At 67.7% G+C, this 17,552-nt stretch carries 9 protein-coding genes; 7 read left to right on the top strand and 2 right to left on the bottom strand.

The genetic code is table 11. The annotated features are described in order from the left end of the window. Nucleotides 1-360 precede the first annotated feature (360 nt). From gyrA to AC6CH2_RS03360, 3 genes are all read left to right on the top strand, one after another. Nucleotides 361-3,015, top strand: coding sequence for a DNA gyrase subunit A (gyrA, locus tag AC6CH2_RS03370; protein ID WP_498267932.1), 2,655 nt, complete (start codon nt 361-363; stop codon nt 3,013-3,015). Between the two features lie 319 nt (nt 3,016-3,334). Beyond that, complete coding sequence (locus AC6CH2_RS03365; protein ID WP_498267931.1) at nt 3,335-3,928, top strand: YceI family protein; 594 nt, start codon at nt 3,335-3,337, stop codon at nt 3,926-3,928. Nucleotides 3,929-4,398: 470 nt separating this feature from the next. Next, nucleotides 4,399-4,758 (top strand): DUF1428 domain-containing protein, encoded by a 360-nt coding sequence (locus tag AC6CH2_RS03360; RefSeq protein ID WP_435396843.1) that lies wholly within the window; start codon nt 4,399-4,401, stop codon nt 4,756-4,758. Nucleotides 4,759-4,871: 113 nt separating this feature from the next. Here the strand turns inward: AC6CH2_RS03360 and AC6CH2_RS03355 are convergent, their stop codons facing one another. Next, nucleotides 4,872-6,788 carry a M4 family metallopeptidase gene (locus AC6CH2_RS03355; protein WP_498267930.1) on the bottom strand — a complete coding sequence of 639 codons (1,917 nt, stop codon included), beginning with the start codon at nt 6,786-6,788 and terminating at the stop codon, nt 4,872-4,874. 282 nt (nt 6,789-7,070) lie between these two features. After that, the gene (locus tag AC6CH2_RS03350) at nt 7,071-7,583 is read right to left on the bottom strand and encodes a hypothetical protein (protein ID WP_498267929.1); all 513 of its coding nucleotides are present in this window, start codon (nt 7,581-7,583) and stop codon (nt 7,071-7,073) included. A gap of 317 nt (nt 7,584-7,900) precedes the next feature. Between AC6CH2_RS03350 and AC6CH2_RS03345 the strand changes: the two genes are divergently transcribed. The 4 genes from AC6CH2_RS03345 (at nt 7,901) to pbpC (ending at nt 17,500) form a co-directional block, all read left to right on the top strand. Then, nucleotides 7,901-12,784, top strand: coding sequence for an alpha-2-macroglobulin family protein (locus tag AC6CH2_RS03345; RefSeq protein ID WP_498268201.1), 4,884 nt, complete (start codon nt 7,901-7,903; stop codon nt 12,782-12,784). Continuing rightward, nucleotides 12,781-13,815, top strand: a complete 1,035-nt coding sequence (locus tag AC6CH2_RS03340) for a hypothetical protein (RefSeq protein WP_498267928.1) — start codon at nt 12,781-12,783, stop codon at nt 13,813-13,815. The genes AC6CH2_RS03345 and AC6CH2_RS03340 overlap by 4 nt, the downstream gene beginning before the upstream one ends. Before the next feature lie 100 nt (nt 13,816-13,915). Beyond that, nucleotides 13,916-15,001, top strand: coding sequence for a hypothetical protein (locus AC6CH2_RS03335; protein ID WP_498267927.1), 1,086 nt, complete (start codon nt 13,916-13,918; stop codon nt 14,999-15,001). A 63-nt stretch (nt 15,002-15,064) separates the two neighbouring features. Further along, complete coding sequence (pbpC, locus tag AC6CH2_RS03330) at nt 15,065-17,500, top strand: penicillin-binding protein 1C (RefSeq protein ID WP_498267926.1); 2,436 nt, start codon at nt 15,065-15,067, stop codon at nt 17,498-17,500. Nucleotides 17,501-17,552: the final 52 nt, after the last annotated feature.

The following is a 17,552-nucleotide window of genomic DNA, read 5'->3' as shown; positions in this document are numbered from 1 at the left end:
AGATCCTTGCGGGCGGCTCGAGGCGGTGCCGCTGGGTATCCGCAGCGAACGTTTCACTCGGCACGTCGGCAGCCCTTGCCGGGGCCTGGACGGCCGTTCCCAAACCGGCCGGACCGGGCCCGCGGCGAGCGCCTTGCGACCGATGCTGCAGCGCAGCTGAAAATCACATCCAAGTGATTGTTTCTGCGTGGGAATCAGGTCCCCGTGAAACTGCGTTTCGTGGTATGATTTCCAGTCACTTTATGCCGCCCCGAGCGAGCTGCAGGACAGGCCCGCTGGGACCCTGTTTGCGGCGTTCCGACAGGAATGCCGATGCCGTTCGTCCGGGGCGTCCGAATCACCGCACGCAACGGAACCCTGATGGCCGAACTCGCCAAGGAAATCATCCAGGTCAATCTCGAAGACGAGATGCGCCGCAGCTATCTCGATTACGCCATGAGCGTGATCGTCGGCCGCGCGCTTCCCGACGTCCGGGACGGCCTCAAGCCTGTGCACCGCCGCGTCCTTTACGCCATGAGCGAGCTGGGCGCTCACAGCAACAAGCCGCATTTCAAGTCGGCGCGTATCGTCGGTGACGTGATCGGTAAGTACCACCCGCACGGCGATCAGTCGGTCTACGACACGCTGGTGCGCATGGCGCAACCGTTCTCGCTGCGTTATCTGTTGGTCGACGGCCAGGGCAACTTCGGCTCGGTCGACGGCGACTCCGCCGCGGCGATGCGTTACACCGAATCGCGCATGTCCAAGCTCACCCACGAGCTGATGGCGGACATCGACAAGGAAACCGTCGACTTCCAGCCCAACTACGACGAGAAGGAACTCGAACCCACGGTCATGCCGACCCGGGTGCCGCACCTGCTGGTCAACGGCTCGGCCGGTATCGCCGTGGGCATGGCGACCAACATCCCGCCGCATAACCTGTCGGAAGTGATCGACGCGACCATCGCCCTGATCAACGATCCGGAGCTCGATGTTGACGCGCTGATGGAATACATCCCGGGCCCGGATTTCCCGACCGCCGGCATCATCAACGGCACCGCCGGCATCATCAACGCCTACCGCACCGGCCGCGGCCGCGTGCGCATGCGCGCGCGCGCCGAGATCGAGGTCAACGAGAGCACCGGCCGCGAGGCGATCGCGGTCACCGAGATCCCGTACCAGGTCAACAAAGCCCGCCTGATCGAGAAGATCGCCGAGCTGGTCAAGGAAAAACGCCTCGAAGGCATCAGCGAGCTGCGCGACGAGTCCGACAAGGACGGCATGCGCATCTTCATCGAGGTCAAGCGCGGCGAATCGGCCGAAGTGGTGCTCAACAACCTCTATCAGCAGACCCAGATGGAGTCGGTGTTCGGCATCAACATGGTGGCGCTGGTCGACGGCCGCCCGCAGCTGCTGAACCTCAAGCAGATCATCGAAGCCTTCATCCGGCACCGCCGCGAAGTGGTGACCCGCCGTACCATCTTCGAGCTGCGCAAGGCGCGCCAGCGCGCGCACATCCTCGAAGGCCTGACGGTCGCGCTCGCCAACATCGACGAGATGATCGAGCTGATCAAGACCTCGGCGAACCCGAACGAAGCGCGCGAGCGCATGCTCGAGAAGACCTGGGAACCGGGCCTGGTCGGCGCGCTGCTCGGCGCCGCCGGCGCCGAAGCCTCGCGTCCGGAAGACCTGCCGGCCGGCGTCGGCCTGCACGACGGCCGTTATCAGCTGACCGAGGTCCAGGCCACCCAGATCCTGGAAATGCGCCTGCACCGCCTGACCGGCCTGGAGCAGGAAAAGCTCACCGAGGAATACAAGCTGCTGCTCGACGCGATCCGCGGCCTGATCGAGATCCTCGAGAATCCCGACGTGCTGCTCGAAGTCATCCGCACCGAACTGCTCAACCTCAAGGAAGAATTCGGCGACGCGCGCCGCAGCGAGATCCGCGCCAGCGAAGAGGATCTCGACATCCTCGACCTGATCGCGCCGGAAGACGTGGTCGTGACCCTTTCGCATTCGGGCTACGCCAAGCGCCAGCCGGTCAGCGCCTACCGCGCGCAGAAGCGCGGCGGCAAGGGCCGCAACGCGGCGGCGACCAAGGACGAGGATTTCATCGACAAGCTGTGGCTGGTCAACACCCACGACACCTTGTTGACCTTCACCAGCGCCGGGCGGGTGTTCTGGCTGTCCGTGCACCAGCTGCCGGATGCCGGCCCGAACGCGCGCGGCCGCCCGATCATCAACTGGCTGGCGCTGGAAGCCGGCGAGCAGGTGCAGGCGGTGTTGCCGGTGCGCGCCTACGACGACGATCACTTCGTGTTCTTCGCCACCCGCAACGGCACGGTCAAGAAAACCCCGCTCAGCGAGTTCGCCTTCCGTCTGGCGCGCGGCAAGATCGCGATCAACCTCGACGACGGCGACGCCCTGGTCGACGTGGCCCTGACCGACGGCCAGCGCGACGTGATGCTGTTCGCCAGCAACGGCAAGGCGGTGCGGTTCTCCGAGAGCTCGGTGCGCGCGATGGGCCGCACCGCGACCGGCGTGCGCGGCATCCGCCTGGCCGAGGGCGAGGAGGGCGAGGGCAACGCCTTCGTCGTCAGCATGGTGGTGATCGACGGCGACGGCGACATCCTGACCGCCAGCCAGCGCGGTTTCGGCAAGCGCACCGCGGTCGAGGAATACCCCTGCAAGGGCCGCGGCACCCAGGGCGTGATCGCGCTCAAGACCACCGACCGCAACGGCGCCTTGGTCGGTGCGATCCAGCTCAGCGATCACCACGAAGTACTGATGATCTCCGACGGCGGCACCCTGGTGCGCACCCGCGCCGCCGGCATTTCGCAGGTCGGCCGCAACACCCAGGGCGTGACCCTGATGCGTCTGGCCGAGAACGAAAACCTGCAGACCATCGAGCGTCTCGACGCTTCCCTGGACGACGCGGAAGAAGGCGGCGAGACCGGCTTGCCGGCGCTGCCGGGCGATGCGATCGAGGCCGCTGCGGCCGCGGACGCGCAGGAACCTTCCTCGCCGGAGGCGTGACGCCGGTGATATGACCGTCCAGGAAAACGCCGCCTTCGGGCGGCGTTTTTTTTGCCGCGCCGATCGCTTGCGCCACGCTCGCCGGCATTGCCCACGGGCGGCCTGCTCTGCACGACGACGTCTCCACGACGACGTTTCCACGACGGTGTCTGCGCGCGGTCCGTACGCGGGCATGAACAGGGGCAAGCTGACGCCGCGCTGACGCCAGGCTGACATCCGGGGACGAGTTTGCGCACGAACGCTCAATTCGCGCGCCCGCGGTTGCGACCCGCGAAGCGCCGATGCTAGCTTGGCCGGCACCTCCGCTTCGGATTCCGCGATGAACACAGTCATCCGTTCGACTCTGGCCAGCCTGACGTTGCTGGTCGCCGCGTCCCTCGCAGGCGCTGCCCAGGCGGCACCGGTCACCTACAAGATCGACCCCACTCATACCTATCCGAGCTTCGAAGCCGACCACATGGGCGTGTCGGTGTGGCGCGGCAAGTTCAACAAGTCCGAAGGCACGGTGGTACTGGACAAGCAGGCCGGCAGCGGTACGGTCGAGGTCGTCGTCGACACCAAGAGCATCGACTTCGGTCTGGATGCGATGAACGAACACGCCAACAAGGCGGACTTGTTCGACAGCGCGAAGTTTCCGACCGCGACCTACAAGGGCAAGCTCGCCGGCTTCGTCGACGGCGCGCCGACCCGGGTCGACGGCGAACTGACCCTGCACGGGGTGACCAAGCCGCTGAGCCTGAAGATCGCCAAGTTCAAGTGCATCCCGCATCCGATGCTCAAGCGCGAGCTGTGCGGCGCCGACGCCAGCGGGAGTTTCGAACGCGACCAGTTCGGCATGGCCGCCGGCAAGGAGTACGGCTTCAGCATGAAGGTGGATCTGCGCATCCAGGTCGAGGCGGTCGCGGCCGAGTAAGCGACCCGCGCCGGCCGAACCGGCGTCGGGCGCGCGTCCGTCGCAACGCGGCGCCTGCAGGCGCCGCACCGGTCGATGCCGAGGCGGCGCGGCGTCCGTGGCCGCGCCGCGGCCTGCGTCGTCCGGCGTCCGAAGCGACGTCCGCCGTGTCGCCGTCGCGCCGGCCGATCGACGGTGAGACCGGCAGGGCGTGCCCTCACCCCGCCTGCGCGCGGGTTCGCCGGGCGAATCCAGGCCATGATCACGCGGCGTTTCCAGCGGTCGGGTTACTGCTGCACGGCCCGGTCGCGACGGGCGCGGCTATCGCTGCTTCCTGCGCAGCGTCGCTGCCGAGTCTTCGCCATGGCGATGGCGGGACACGGCATTCGGACGCGGTCATGCGGTCGTGGGGACGCAGCTTGCGAGTCGAACCGGTTCGTCGCCGGACCGGTTCTCCCTGAAACCGGGGACTGTCCCCGCTAGGAGGAGTCATGAGTTACGTCGATGGTTTCGTGTTGGCGGTACCGAAGAAGAATCTCGCCGCCTATCGCCGGCTCGCCAGCAAGGCCGGCAAGATCTGGATGGAATACGGCGCTCTGCAGTACGTCGAGTCGGTCGCCGACGACGTCAAGCCGGGTAAATCCACCTCGTTCCCGCAGGCGGTGAAGCTCAAGCCGGACGAGGTCGTGGTGTTCTCGTGGATCGTGTACAAATCGCGCGCGCAACGCGACCGCATCAACAAGAAAGTCATGGCCGATCCGCGCCTGGCCGACATGATGGACCCGAAGGCGGTGCCGTTCGACAGCAAGCGGATGATCTTCGGCGGCTTCAAGTACGTGGTGTCCTACTGAGCCCGAGTCGGCCCGCATAGGCGCTGCGGCCCGCCGCCGCACAGAAAACCCCGGCCTGAGCCGGGGTTTTCCTTGTCCTCAACCGGACGCGTTCGTGGCCGGAGCGATCCGGATCAGAACGTGATGCTCCAGGTGTCGATACGGCCGACGTCCGCATTGGCGTTGTCGTTCACCCGCAGCTTCCAGGTACCGTTGAGCGGTTCGCTGGACAGATTGAAGGTGAAGGTGCCGCTGAGGTTGTCGGCGCTGCCGCCGGCGCGGTTGCTGATGTTGTACAGCGAACCATCCGGAGCCACCAGGTCGACCTTCAGGTCGCCGCGGTAGGTGTGGATGATGTTGACCGACACCGAGGCGTTGGTCGGGGCATTGCCGGTGCGGCCGGACACGGTGATCGGGCTGTCGACGGTGGAGTTGTCGTTGATCGCGTAGTCGGTGCCGTTGGTGTACGTCGTGCCCGGACCCGGGCCCGGGCCGCCGGGGCAGTCGACGCCGACGCTCAGGAACGCGGCCGAAACGTCGGCGACGGCATAGCCCAGATCCGTGGCGGCCTTCTCGACGCCGCAAGCGCCGTTGTTGAAGTCGGTGCTCGGGGTCCAGTAGTCCTTGTTCGCCTTGGCGAAAGCCTTGAACGCCTTCGGCGTATCCCAGCCGGCCTTGGTGGCGAGCAGGTAGAACGCCTTGTTGTACACGCCGGACGAGTAGTGCACGTCCATGCCCGAGGTGTAGTTGCTGGCGTGGCCGATCGAACGGCCGTCCTGCGGCGGGTTGGCCATGTAACGCAGCGCGCCGGTGCCCTTGAAGATCTGCGCACCGACCAGGAAGTCGTTGGTGCCGTTCATGAAGAACTCGGCGGCTTCGCCGGCGATGTCGGAATAGGCCTCGTTGATGCCGCCGGACTGGCCCGAGTAGATCAGGCCCGACTGCTGTTCGGTGAAGCCGTGCGAGACTTCGTGCGCCGACACGTCCAGGCTCACCAGCGGATAGAACGTGGTGCGGCCGTCGCCGAAGGTCATCGCCGAGCCGTCCCAGAACGCGTTCTCGTAGCTGTTGCTGTAGTGGACGCGCATGCTCAGCTGGAACGTCAGCGGCGGCAGGCCGACGTAGCTGTTGTACATGTCGAACACGACCTTGCCGAAGTAGTGAGCGTCGTTCAGCGGCGAGAACGCGCCGTTGATCGCCTTCACCGTGTTGCGCGGGCAGGTGAACGAGAACGCCGTGCTGCCGCTGGTACCGTGATTGAGGTTCACGGTCTTCACGTTGGCGTTGTTCATCGTGCAGGTGCTGCCGCTCTGCGTGACGTCGTTGAAACCGAAGTTGGTGCCGTATTCGTACTGGCCGGTCTTCTGGTTGCCGCCGGGGCCGGTGCCGACCAGCGCGTGATTCAGGCCTTCCCACTGCTTGAGGACCTTGCCGTTGTTGGCGTCGACGATCACGAACGGACGCGTCGGCTCGCCGCCCTGGGCGGCATCGGCGAAGTAGTTGACCACATAGGCCATGTGGGCGCGGCCATTGTCGTCGATGTAGATCATCTGACGGCTGCTTTCGTTGCGGGTCTGCAGGGCGCCGACGCGCTTGCCGAGGCCGGCGCTCTTGGCCACGCTGAGGGCCTGAGCCTGGCTCAGCTTCGGCGCGGTGGCCGGCAGTTCGGCGGCGAGGCCCTCGACCGAACGGCCGAACAGGGCGCGCACGTTGCCGCTGGCGTCTTCGCTGACGACGACGTGTTCGCCGAAGATCGGCACGCCGCGGAAGCTCTGCTGGTAGCGGTAGTTGCGGTTGCCGTTGTCGTCCTGGCTGCTCTTGAGCACGCTCAGGCTGGAGTTCGAATCCAGCGCGATCAGCTCGGCATGACGGACGTTGGCCTTGGCGGCGGCGCCGGACTTGACGACGGCGGCCTGGTACTGCTTGTTGAGTTGTTCGACGTTCTTCAGGTTCAGGTCGACGCGCTGAGCGGCGCCTGCTGCCCCGGAAACGAGCGCGAACGACATGGCGATGGACAAGGCATGCAGGGTCGGTGATACGTTGCGATTCACTGGTATTACCCCCGAAACGAGTGTGGATGATGGCCGCGGGCGCGGCCGGCTCATTGCTCGTGCATCCGTTCCCCCGTAGCCCGACACCCCAGCCACCGATCGATCGTGTTTTGGCGGATGGGTGGGCAAGCTCCGTGCGGATACCGCGCCGACGTGCGGCGTGGCGGAGGGACGCTAGGGGCGGGTCAAAAAAGCCGTCAACGCGCGCTACGAAGATCACAGTGCGAATGCGACGTGCACGCAGGGCTTCGAAAATTGATTTCTCCTGAAATCGTTCTGCGATCAGGCTTGGCGCGGCGAGAGGCCGCATTTTGTGAACATTCTTGCGTGTAATAATGTTGCAAGAAAATTGCTGCCATGCAGCAACTTATTGCGTCCCGTCGCTAGGGAGATATTGCGCGATTGCGTTTTTATAATGTGACGCCAGTAGTCTTTGCGGGTTTTCAATAACTGCCGTCGTCCCGCTCCCGATAGCGAAGATAAGCGGCGGTTCGGCGCGATTTCGCAGTTTTTAAGCAATCCGGATAATTCCATCCCCCGCTGTGACCCGGGTCCGGATGATTCTGTAATCGCGCTCGCACAAGCCTGTTTATTATCTTTTGGCATAAGCGTCGCGAATCGGTCGGCGGAACCGATTCGGGCCAAGCGCCGGGCACCTATTTTCACGCTTGGCGGTTGTCCGGATTCTTCGATTCGATTCGATTCGAATCGAATCGAATCAGCCAAACCAATCGAAACGGCGGGCGAGTTTCCGCCACTGGTCGATGCGGCGGTGCGCGCATTGCCGGCTCCCATGCCGCCGCCGCGTCCGACGCTGTCGCTTCGGCGGCATGGACTCGGCATGGACTCGGCTTGGCATCGGCAGCTCGAATCGGCGCCCGCCCGACAGGCGATACGCGCAGGCCGCGGCAGTTCGCAAGCCGCGCTTTCGCGCGTTAGCCGGAACGATGGGCGGGCGCGGCGCGCAACCGCGTCCGTCGGCACGGCCGGGGGATGATTCTTTGAGCGCCGTCGCACTCTATACTGCGCGCATCAGCGTGGAGATCTTCATGGAACGAGTGAGTTCGGCGACGAAAGGAAACGTGTGCGCCCTGGCGGCGCGCGTCTTGTGGATGCTGTTGGTCGCAGCCACGCTGGCGGCGGTCGGTTGCAAGCGCGACACCGCGGGACAACTGCCGGAGATCACCGGCGAGGCGATCCAGGCCAAGCGCGACGCGGTCAAGGGCTTCGCACTCGTTGCCGCCTATCCGGACCAGAAGCGCGACGAACTCGCGATCGCGCTCGAATTCAGCCAGCCGCTGGTCGGCACCCAGAGCTTCGACGAACTGCTGTCGGTCGCCGACAAGAACGGCGCGGCGGTGCAGGGCAGTTGGGTGCTCGACGAGGACGGCAAGGTGCTGCGCTTCCCGCATGTCGAAGCCGGCAAGGACTACGTGGTCACCATCAAGGCCGGGCTGACCGCCGCGGCCGGCGACCGGATCGGCCAGCAGATCAGCAAGCCGGTGCATACCGGCCCGCTCGATCCGGTGGTCGGTTTCGCCTCGCAGGGCAGCGTGCTGCCGGCGCGAGACAGCCGCGGCCTGCCGGTGGTGTCGATCAACGTGCCCGAGGTCGACGTCGAGTTCCTGCGGGTCAAGGAAAAGGAACTGCCGAAGTTCTTCTCCGAGTACCAGCGCGGCGGCCGCCGCGGCAGTTGGGACCTGGAGCGCGACTGGGACGACAAGAAGCCGCTGTCCAAGCTGGCCGAGCCGGTCTACGTCAACCGCTTCGTGCTCGGCGGAAAGCCCAACGAGCGGGTGCTGACTTACCTGCCCTTGCAGGACATCAAGGAACTGCAGGAGCCGGGCCTGTACTTCGCGGTGATGAAGCGCGCCGGCCAGTTCAAGGACGAGTTCGAGACCGCGTTCTTCACCGTCAGCGACCTCGGCCTGCATGCGCGCGCCTACAAGGACAAGCTGTTCGTGCACGTCGCCTCGCTGCAGGCCGGCGAATCGGCCAGCGGGGTCGAACTGAAGGTGCTCAACGCCGAAGGCGAGCCGGTGCTGAAGGGCCAGACCGACAGCAACGGCAACGCCATGCTCGGTTACAAGCTCGATGCCGGCCACGTGTTGATCGCCCAGCGCGGCAGCGATGTGTCGATGTTGCCGTTCAACCAGCCCGCGCTGGACCTGTCCGAGTTTGCCGTCGCCGGCCGCGAACAGGCCTGGTTCGACGTGTTCGCCTGGTCGGGCCGCGACCTCTACCGGCCCGGCGAAACCGTGCGCCTGTCGGCGCTGTTGCGCGACCAGGACGGCAAGCCGGTCGACAGCAAGGGCAAGGCGCCGCAGCCGGTGTTCCTGCGCTACGTGCAGCCGGACGGCAAGACCTTCCTGGAAACGCGCCTGCAGCCCGACGCGCAGGGCTATGTGCGGCATGCGCAATTGATTCCCGCCGACGCCGCCACCGGCCGTTGGCGGGTCGAATTCCGCACCGACCCGAGCAGCAAGGAAGCGGTGCAGGGCATGAGCCTGCGCATCGAGGAGTTCCTGCCCGAGCGCCTTAAGCTCGAACTCGACGCGCCGGCGGTGCTCAAGCCCGGCCAGCCGTTCAAGCTCGGCGTCGATGCCGCCTATCTGTACGGCGCGCCCGCCGCGGGCAACCGCTTCACCGCCAAGCTCGCGGTGATGATCGAACAGCATCCGCTGGAGCAGTTGCCGGGCTATTTCTTCGGCGACCCGACCGTCAGCCTGCCGAAGGAAGCCAAGGACGTCGTCGACACCAGCCTGGGCGCCGACGGCAAGCTGCAGCAGGACATCGCCTTGCCCGACGAGGCCAAGCCGGTCAGCCCGATCGCCGCGATCGTCACCGGCAGCGTCTACGAGACCGGCGGGCGCAGCGTCAACCGCAGCCTCAAGCGGGTGCTGTGGCCGGCCGACGCCCTGGTCGGCGTGCGTCCCCTGTTCGACGACAAGGAGGGGACCGACGCCGACGGCAACGCCGGCTTCGAGATCGCCCGCGTCGGCAGCGACGGCAAGCCGCGCCCGGCGACCGGTCTGCGCGTGACCCTGGTCCGCGAACATCGCGACTATCACTGGAACTACGGCGACGAGGGCGGCTGGGACTACGACTTCACCCGCCGCTACGAAGACATCGAGGTGCGCAACGTCGACGCCGGCGCTGCACCGGTCAAGCTCAGCTTCCCGGTCGAGTGGGGCGAGTACCGGGTCGACGTCTACGACCCGGCGACCAAGCTCACCACGCGTTATCCGTTCCGCGCCGGTTGGAGCTGGGACGACCAGAACCGCGGCCTCGACGCGCGTCCCGACAAAGTCAAGCTCGCGCTCGACAAGACCGCCTACCAGGCCGGCGACACCCTCGAAGTCACCCTGACTCCCCCGCACGCCGGCCCGGGCCTGCTGATGGTCGAGAGCGACCGCATGCTGTACGTGCAGTCGATCGACGCCAAGGCCGGCAGCAAGTTCAAGATCCCGGTGACCGCCGAGTGGGAGCGCCACGACGTCTACGTGACCGCCCTGGTGTTCCGCGGCGGCAGCGCGCCGAGCAAGATCACTCCGGCGCGCGCGGTCGGCGTGGCCCACGTCAAGATGGACCGGCGCGAGCGCAAGGTCGCGGTCGGCCTCAACGTGCCCAAGCTGATGCGTCCCGAGCAGGACTTGCCGGTCACCATCAGCGCGCCGCAGCTCGCCGGCAAGGACGCTTACGTGACCGTGTCCGCGGTCGACCTGGGCATCATCAACATCACCCGCTTCCCGGTGCCGGACGCGGCCGCGCATTTCTTCGCCCAGCGCCGCCTCGGCGTCGACGGCTACGACGTCTACGGCCGGGTGATCGAAAGCTACGAGGGCGAGACCGCCAAGATCCGCTTCGGCGGCGACATGGCGCTGCAGGCGCTGCCGCAGGCGCGGCGCCCGACCGCGCGCGTGCAGACCGTCGATCTGTTCGCCGGGCCGGTCAAGCTCGACGCCAAGGGCATCGCCCGGGTCAAGCTGGCGGTGCCGGACTTCAACGGCACCCTGCGCGTCTCGGCCTTGGTCTATGCCGGCGGCAGCTACGGCAACCGCGACGCCGAAACCGTGGTGCGCGCGCCGGTGCTCGCCGAGGCCAGCACGCCGCGCGTGCTCGCGCCCGGCGACAAGAGCAACGTGACCCTGGACGTGCAGAACTTCACCGGCAAGCCGGGCGAGTTCGAAGTACGGGTGGAAGGCATCGGCCCGCTCGGTTTGTCCGACGGCCAGCACAAGCTCTCGCTCGGCGTCGACGCCAAGCGCACCCTGACTTTCCCGATCGTCGCGCGCGAGGGCTATACGACCGCGCAGGTGCGGGTGCGGGTGGACGGCAACGGCTACAAGGTCGATCGCCGCTACGACGTGCCGGTGCGTCCGGCCTGGCCGTCGGTGCTGCGTTCGCGCACGCGCGTGCTCGACGAACTCGGCACGGTCCAGCTCGGCGCCGACTTCGCCGACGGGCTGATGCCCGATTCGGTCAACGCCCGCATGGTGATCAGCGCGCTGCCGCCGATCCCGTTCGCGAGCGCCTTGCAGGGCGCACTGGAATACCCGTACGGCTGCGCCGAACAGACCACGAGCAAGGGCTATGCCGCGCTCGAACTCGACGAGGCCACCGCCAAGATGCTCGGCGCCAAGGGCCTCGACGCCAAGCAGCGGCGCGCGCGCATGGAAGGCGCGTTCGGCCGCCTGGCGGCGATGCAGATCGGCTCGGGCCACTTCTCGATGTGGGGCGACGGCGACTACGTCAACCCGGCGATCACCCCGTACGTGGTCGAGTTCCTGCTCGATGCGCGCGACGGCGGTTTCGCCGTGCCCGAGGCGATGTTGCAGAAGGCGCTGAAGGTGCTCAACGAGGACTTGCTGTCGGGCAATGCCTCGTTCTACGGCTACGATCGCCGCGAACATCTCAAGTTCGCCTATCAGGCCCACGCCGGCTACGTGCTCGCCCGGGTCAACCGCGCGCCGCTCGGCACCTTGCGTGCGCTTTACGACAACGACCGCAAGCAGAGCCTGACCGGCCTGCCGTTGGTGCACCTCGGCTTGGCTCTGTCGCTGCAGGGCGACAAGGGCCGCGGCGCCAAGGCGATCAAGGAAGGCTTCGCGCGCGATCCGGCCGACCGCCCCGAGTATCTCGGCGACTACGGCAGCCGCTTGCGCGACGACGCCCTGATGATCGCGCTGGTGCACGAGCACAAGTTGTCCAAGCCCGAGTACGAAGCGCGCGTGGTCGGCATGGGCCGCGAGCTCGATGCGCGCCGCAACAGCGGTTGGCTGTGGCTCAGCACCCAGGAGCAGGTCGCCCTGGCGCGGCTGGGCAAGGCCTTGATGGCCGACCAGGCCAAGCAGATCTCCGGCCGCTGGACGGTCGGCGACAGCGCCTCGGACGCCGACCCGGCCAAGCTGATCGGCCGCGTGTTCGACTACGCCGCGCTGGCCCGCGGCGTCAGCTTCAGCCCGAGCGGCCAGCCGCCTCTGTACGCGAGCATGGAAATCGCCGGCGTGCCGCGCACCGCGCCGGCCGCCGACAGCTCGATGATCGAAGTCGGGCGCAAGTACTACACCACCGAAGGCAAGGAATGGTCGGGCGGCGGCCTGGTCGAAGGCGAGGCGCTGATCGTGCAGGTCACGATCAAGGCCCATCGCGCGATGCCCGATGCGCTGCTGACCGACCTGCTGCCGGCCGGCCTGGAGATCGAGAACTTCAACCTCGGCGACGCCAAGCAGTGGGCCGGCGTGGTCGTCGACGGGATCGAGATCTCCGAGCGCAGCAGCGCCGCCGAAGTCCGCCACGAAGAGTTCCGCGACGATCGCTACGTCGCCGCGCTCAAGCTCGAGCAGAACCAGACCGCGCGCGTGTTCTACCTGGTGCGCGCGGTGACGCCGGGCACCTATACGGTGCCGCCGTCGCTGGTCGAGGACATGTACCGGCCCGACTTGCGCGGTGTCGGCAAGGCCTCGCCGGCCTCGCTGACGGTGCGTCAGCCTTGAGTCGAGGCAGGGCGGCGGAAAGCGTTTCGCTTGCCGCCGCGCTGGCCTGGCTGCTCGCGGCCTGCGCGGCGCCGACCGCGCCGGCGGCGCCTGAGCCGCAAGCGACGGCGAGCGCCAATGCCGTCGCCGTCGCCGGGGCGGTTGCCAGCCCGGCTCGGCCGGCAGGCGAAGCGCCGGCACATCCCTTGCAGCTCGCGGCCGAGGCCCTGCTGCGCAAGGACGCGCCGCTGTTCGACCGCTATTACGTCGATTATGCGATCGGCGATCTCGATCGCGACGGCCGCGACGACATCGCGGTCGAGTACGGGCTGGGCGACGAGGGCGCGATGCGCCATGTCGCCAATCGGGTGCGCGTGCTGATGTCGCGCGAGGGCGGCCTGCAGCCGCTGGCCGAGGACGGCGGCGAGCTGTTCGGTTATTGCGCGGCCTTGCGCGACATCGTCGACGGCGTGCTGCGGGTCGACGCGCTCGAAGCCTGCATGGTGCCGTTCCCGAAGACCGTCGCGCATCACCGATACCGATGGTCGGAGCAGGGCCTGCGCCGGCTCGACGAGGAAACGCCGGAGCAGCGCGTCCTGTCGCAGCTGGCCGAACTGGCAACCGCGCTGCGCGAGCAGCGGGACGAGGTATTGGTGCGCCATCTGCGCACGCATCCGCGATCGACCGGACCCGGCGCGGCACCGCCGCCGGCCGACGCGGGCGTCGACCGCTCTCTGTTCGCCGATGCGCCGCGGCGCAAGGATTTCGCCGCCGCGGTCGAACTGTTGCGCAAGGCCGAGCTGCGGTCGCTCGGCGGGGACGAAAGGCAGGCCTCGGTACGCGGCCGCGCCGCCAGCAGCGGTGGCGAGTATCGTTTGCGGATCGACCTGAGCCCGGACCCGGGCCTCATCGAGACCGACGACGCCAGCTACGTGGTCGATGCCGAGGCGATGCTGGAATGGCCGCAGCGCGACGGTAGCCATTACCACGCGCGATTCCGCTTGATCGAAGGCGAGCTGTACCTGCTCGACCACAACTCCGATGAAGTCTGAGGCCGCCTGAAAGCCACGCGGCCGGCTCGCCGCGAGCCGGGCGCCCGTACCGCCCACGATCCGGCCCGAGGCCGCGACCGCCACCACGCAAGGAGCGAACATGCGCAAGATCGCAGCACTGTCCCTGATTCTCGGCCTGGCCGCGTGCCGGGCCGGCACCGAGGCCGGCCCGACCGATACCGCCGGGTCCGAAGATGCATCTATTGCATCCGCTGCAGCCCCTGCGGCGGCCGCGACGGCGGCGAACGGCGATACGCATAAAGCCACCGCCGAGCGCGCTTTCGCCGCGCTGCGGCAGCTCGACCCGGGCTTCGAACGGCTCGGCTTCGAGCACCTGGTCGGCGACCTCGACCGCGACGGCCAGGACGACGTCGTCGTCCTGTTCGGCCAGGGCACGCCCGATGCGACCATGGCCGCGTCGAAGAAGCTCGTGGTGCTGATGAACCGCGGCAAGGACTTCCAGGCGCTGCCGCAGGCGACCATGCCCGAGTTCTGCCCCGAGCTCGACAAGATTTCCGCCGGTCGCTTGTACCTGCGCGCGATCGACATCTGTTCGGCGGCGCGCCCCAAGACCACCGACTACTACGTCTACGCCTGGAACGGCCAGACCGTGGCCGAAACCGAGCACCAGACCCGCCAGCAGCGCGTGCTCGCCGAGCTCGCCGAACTCGGCCGGGCCTTCCGCATGCGCGACAAGAACCTCGTGCTCGACCGGATGAAGTTCCCGCTCGAAGCGGTCGGCCTGCCGATCTACGAGACCGCGCTGGAGAAAGCCGCCGCGGCCGCCGGCGGCAAGATCGATCGCGCCCTGGCCGAGAGGCACTACACCGATCTGTTCCCCGATTCGCGCGCCGACACTTACGCCGAAACCATCGAGCAGGCGCTCGGACGAAGCTTTACCAGCGAGCCGGACGGCACCCTGGTGGCGAGCCGTTCGCAGCAGCGCGGCAGGACCGAGGAAACTTATTCGATCAGCATCCAGCCCGACCCGGACGCCGACCGCGAGGAGGGCAACGAGGACCGCATCGACGCCCAGGTCTCGGTGATCGCGGCGGCCGCCGAGGAGGTCGAAGTCAGCGACGCCGAAGGCGGCAAGAGCGTCGAGCGACAGGAGGGTGCGGAAAGCCTGATCCTGCATTTGATCGACGGCCGCCTGCGCCTGGCCGCCTTCAACGTCGCCGGTTGACGTCGTCTGGCGTCGCGCCGTTGCCTGCCCGGCAACGGCGCGGCGCACTGCCGTAAGCTGATCATGGTCTCCGCCGGTCGCAGCCTGTCCCCCGTGTCCACCGAAACTCCCGCGCCCCAACTGGCTGATCGCCCCCGCGACCGTCCGCGCCGGCGCCGTGCCGCGCTGAAAACGCTGCTGGCGCTGATGCTGTCGGCGACCCTGGCGATGCTGCTCGACCTCGCGTTTCCGCTGCCGTTGCCGAAACCGCGCGACGCCGGCGCGGTGGTCACCGCCTCCGACGGCACTCCGTTGCGCGCGTTCGCCGACCGCGACGGCGTCTGGCGTTATCCGGTGCGCGCCGACGAGGTCTCGCCGTTGTATCTGCAGGCGCTGTTGAATTACGAGGACCGTTGGTTCTGGAAGCACCCGGGCATCAACCCGGTGGCGATGCTGCGCGCCGCCGGGCAATGGCTGGGCAGTGGGCGAGTGGTCTCGGGCGGTTCGACCCTGACCATGCAGGTCGCGCGCATCCTCGACGCGGCGCCCGGGCAGAACCGGCGCAGCCTGTGGTCGAAATCCCGGCAGATGCTGCGCGCGCTGCAGCTCGAAGTGCATTTGTCCAAGCGCGAGATCCTCGCCTTGTACCTCAACCGCGCGCCGTTCGGCGGCACCGTCGAAGGGGTGGAAGCGGCGAGCTGGGCCTATCTCGGCAAACCCTCGGCGCGTCTGTCGCATGCCGAGGCCGCGTTGTTGACGGTGCTTCCGCAATCGCCGAGCCGGCTGCGGCCGGACCGCGAGCCCGAGCGCGCGCGCAAGGCCCGCGACAAGGTCCTGCAACGCATGGCGGTGCTGAAGGTGTGGTCGAAGGCCGAGGTCGACGACGCGCGGGTCGAGCCGGTGGTCGCGCGCTCGCTGCAACCGCCGCGTTATGCGCCCTTGCTCGCCCAGCGTCTGCGCGTCGACAACCCGAAGGCCCTGCGGGTCGAGTCGACCATCGACCTGGAGCTGCAACGCACCCTGGAAGACCGCGTCTCGGCATACTTCTCCAGCCTGCCCGAACGCACTTCGGCGGCTTTGCTGGTGGTCGACAACGCCAGCCTGGAGGCGCGCGCCTATGTCGGCTCGGTGACCTTCGGGGATGCCGCGCGGCTCGGCCACGTCGACATGGTCAAGGCCTGGCGTTCGCCGGGCTCGACCCTGAAGCCGTTCCTGTACGGCCTCGCGCTCGACGACGGCCTGATCCATTCCGAAAGCCTGTTCGTCGATGCGCCGCAGTCCTTCCACGGTTATCGGCCGGGCAATTTCGACACCGCGTTCAACGGCCCGGTCGGCGCGGCGACCGCATTGCGCCTGTCCTTGAACATTCCCGCGGTGGATCTGCTCGACCGGGTCGGCCCCTCGCGGTTCTCCGCGCGCCTGGCCCATGCCGGCATCGACCTGCAATGGCCGAGCGGCGCGACGCCGAACCTGGCGATGATCCTGGGCGGCACCGGCGCGCGTCTGGAGGATTTGGTCGGCGCCTATTCGGCGTTCAACCGTGAGGGCATCGCCGGGCGCGTGCGTTACCAACGCCAGGCGCCGCGCTTGGAGCGGCGGCTATTGTCGCCGGGCGCGGCCTGGATCGTGCGCGAAATCCTCGAAGCCAACCCGCGCCCGGGCAGCGTCGAGCAGACCTTCGACAGCCGCGGCCGGCCGCGGGTGGCCTGGAAGACCGGCACCAGCTACGGCTTCCGCGATGCCTGGGCGCTCGGCAGCACCCGCGGCTATACGGTCGGGGTCTGGGTCGGCAGGCCGGACGGCACGCCCTTGCCGGGCCAGTACGGCGCGGTGACCGCCCTGCCTTTGCTGTTCGAAGTGATCGACAGTCTGCCGCGTCAGAACGGCGACGCCGCATTGCGGCCGCCGCCGAAGAACGTCGAGCAGATCGAGATCTGCTGGCCGCTCGGCGTCGCGCCCGACCCGCAGGCGCCGGAACTGTGTCACCGACGTTTGCAGGCATGGACGCTCGACGGCTCGGTGCCGCCGACCTTCGCCGAACGCGACGCGCGCTTGTGGAACGCCGGGCTCGAACGCTTCGAGGTCGATGCGCGCACCGGCCTGCGCCTGTCGGGCGAGTGCCGCCAGCCTCACGAACGCCGTACGCGCGAACTCGCGCGTTGGCCGGCGCTGGCCTCGCCCTGGCTCGCCGCCGATACCCGCAAGGCCGCGCGGCTGCCGCCGCTGGCGCCGGACTGCAGCGACGACGGCCGCGATGCGGTCGAGGAACTGCGCATCGAGGGCATCGACGATCAGGCTACCTTGGCGCGTGCGCCCGGCAACGCGACGCCGCTGCGCCTGTCGATTCGCGCGCTCGGCAGCGATGCCCGGGTGCGCTGGCTGCTCGACGGTCGCCTGATCGGCGAATCGCAGGGGCGTGCGCGCTTCGATCACGACTTCGGCGAGGTCGGCGAACACACCCTGACCGCCTTGGCCGACACCGGCGCCTGGTCGCGGGTGAGGTTCCGTGTGCTGCGCTGACCTATAGCCCGGAAAGGGCCAGGACTTGACGGAGACAGGTACCGAAAGTAAC

The sequence above is a fragment of the Lysobacter sp. GQ73 genome, from assembly GCF_059758755.1.
Note: the sequence above shows the minus strand (reverse complement) of the source record. Positions and strands in the feature narration are given on the sequence as shown.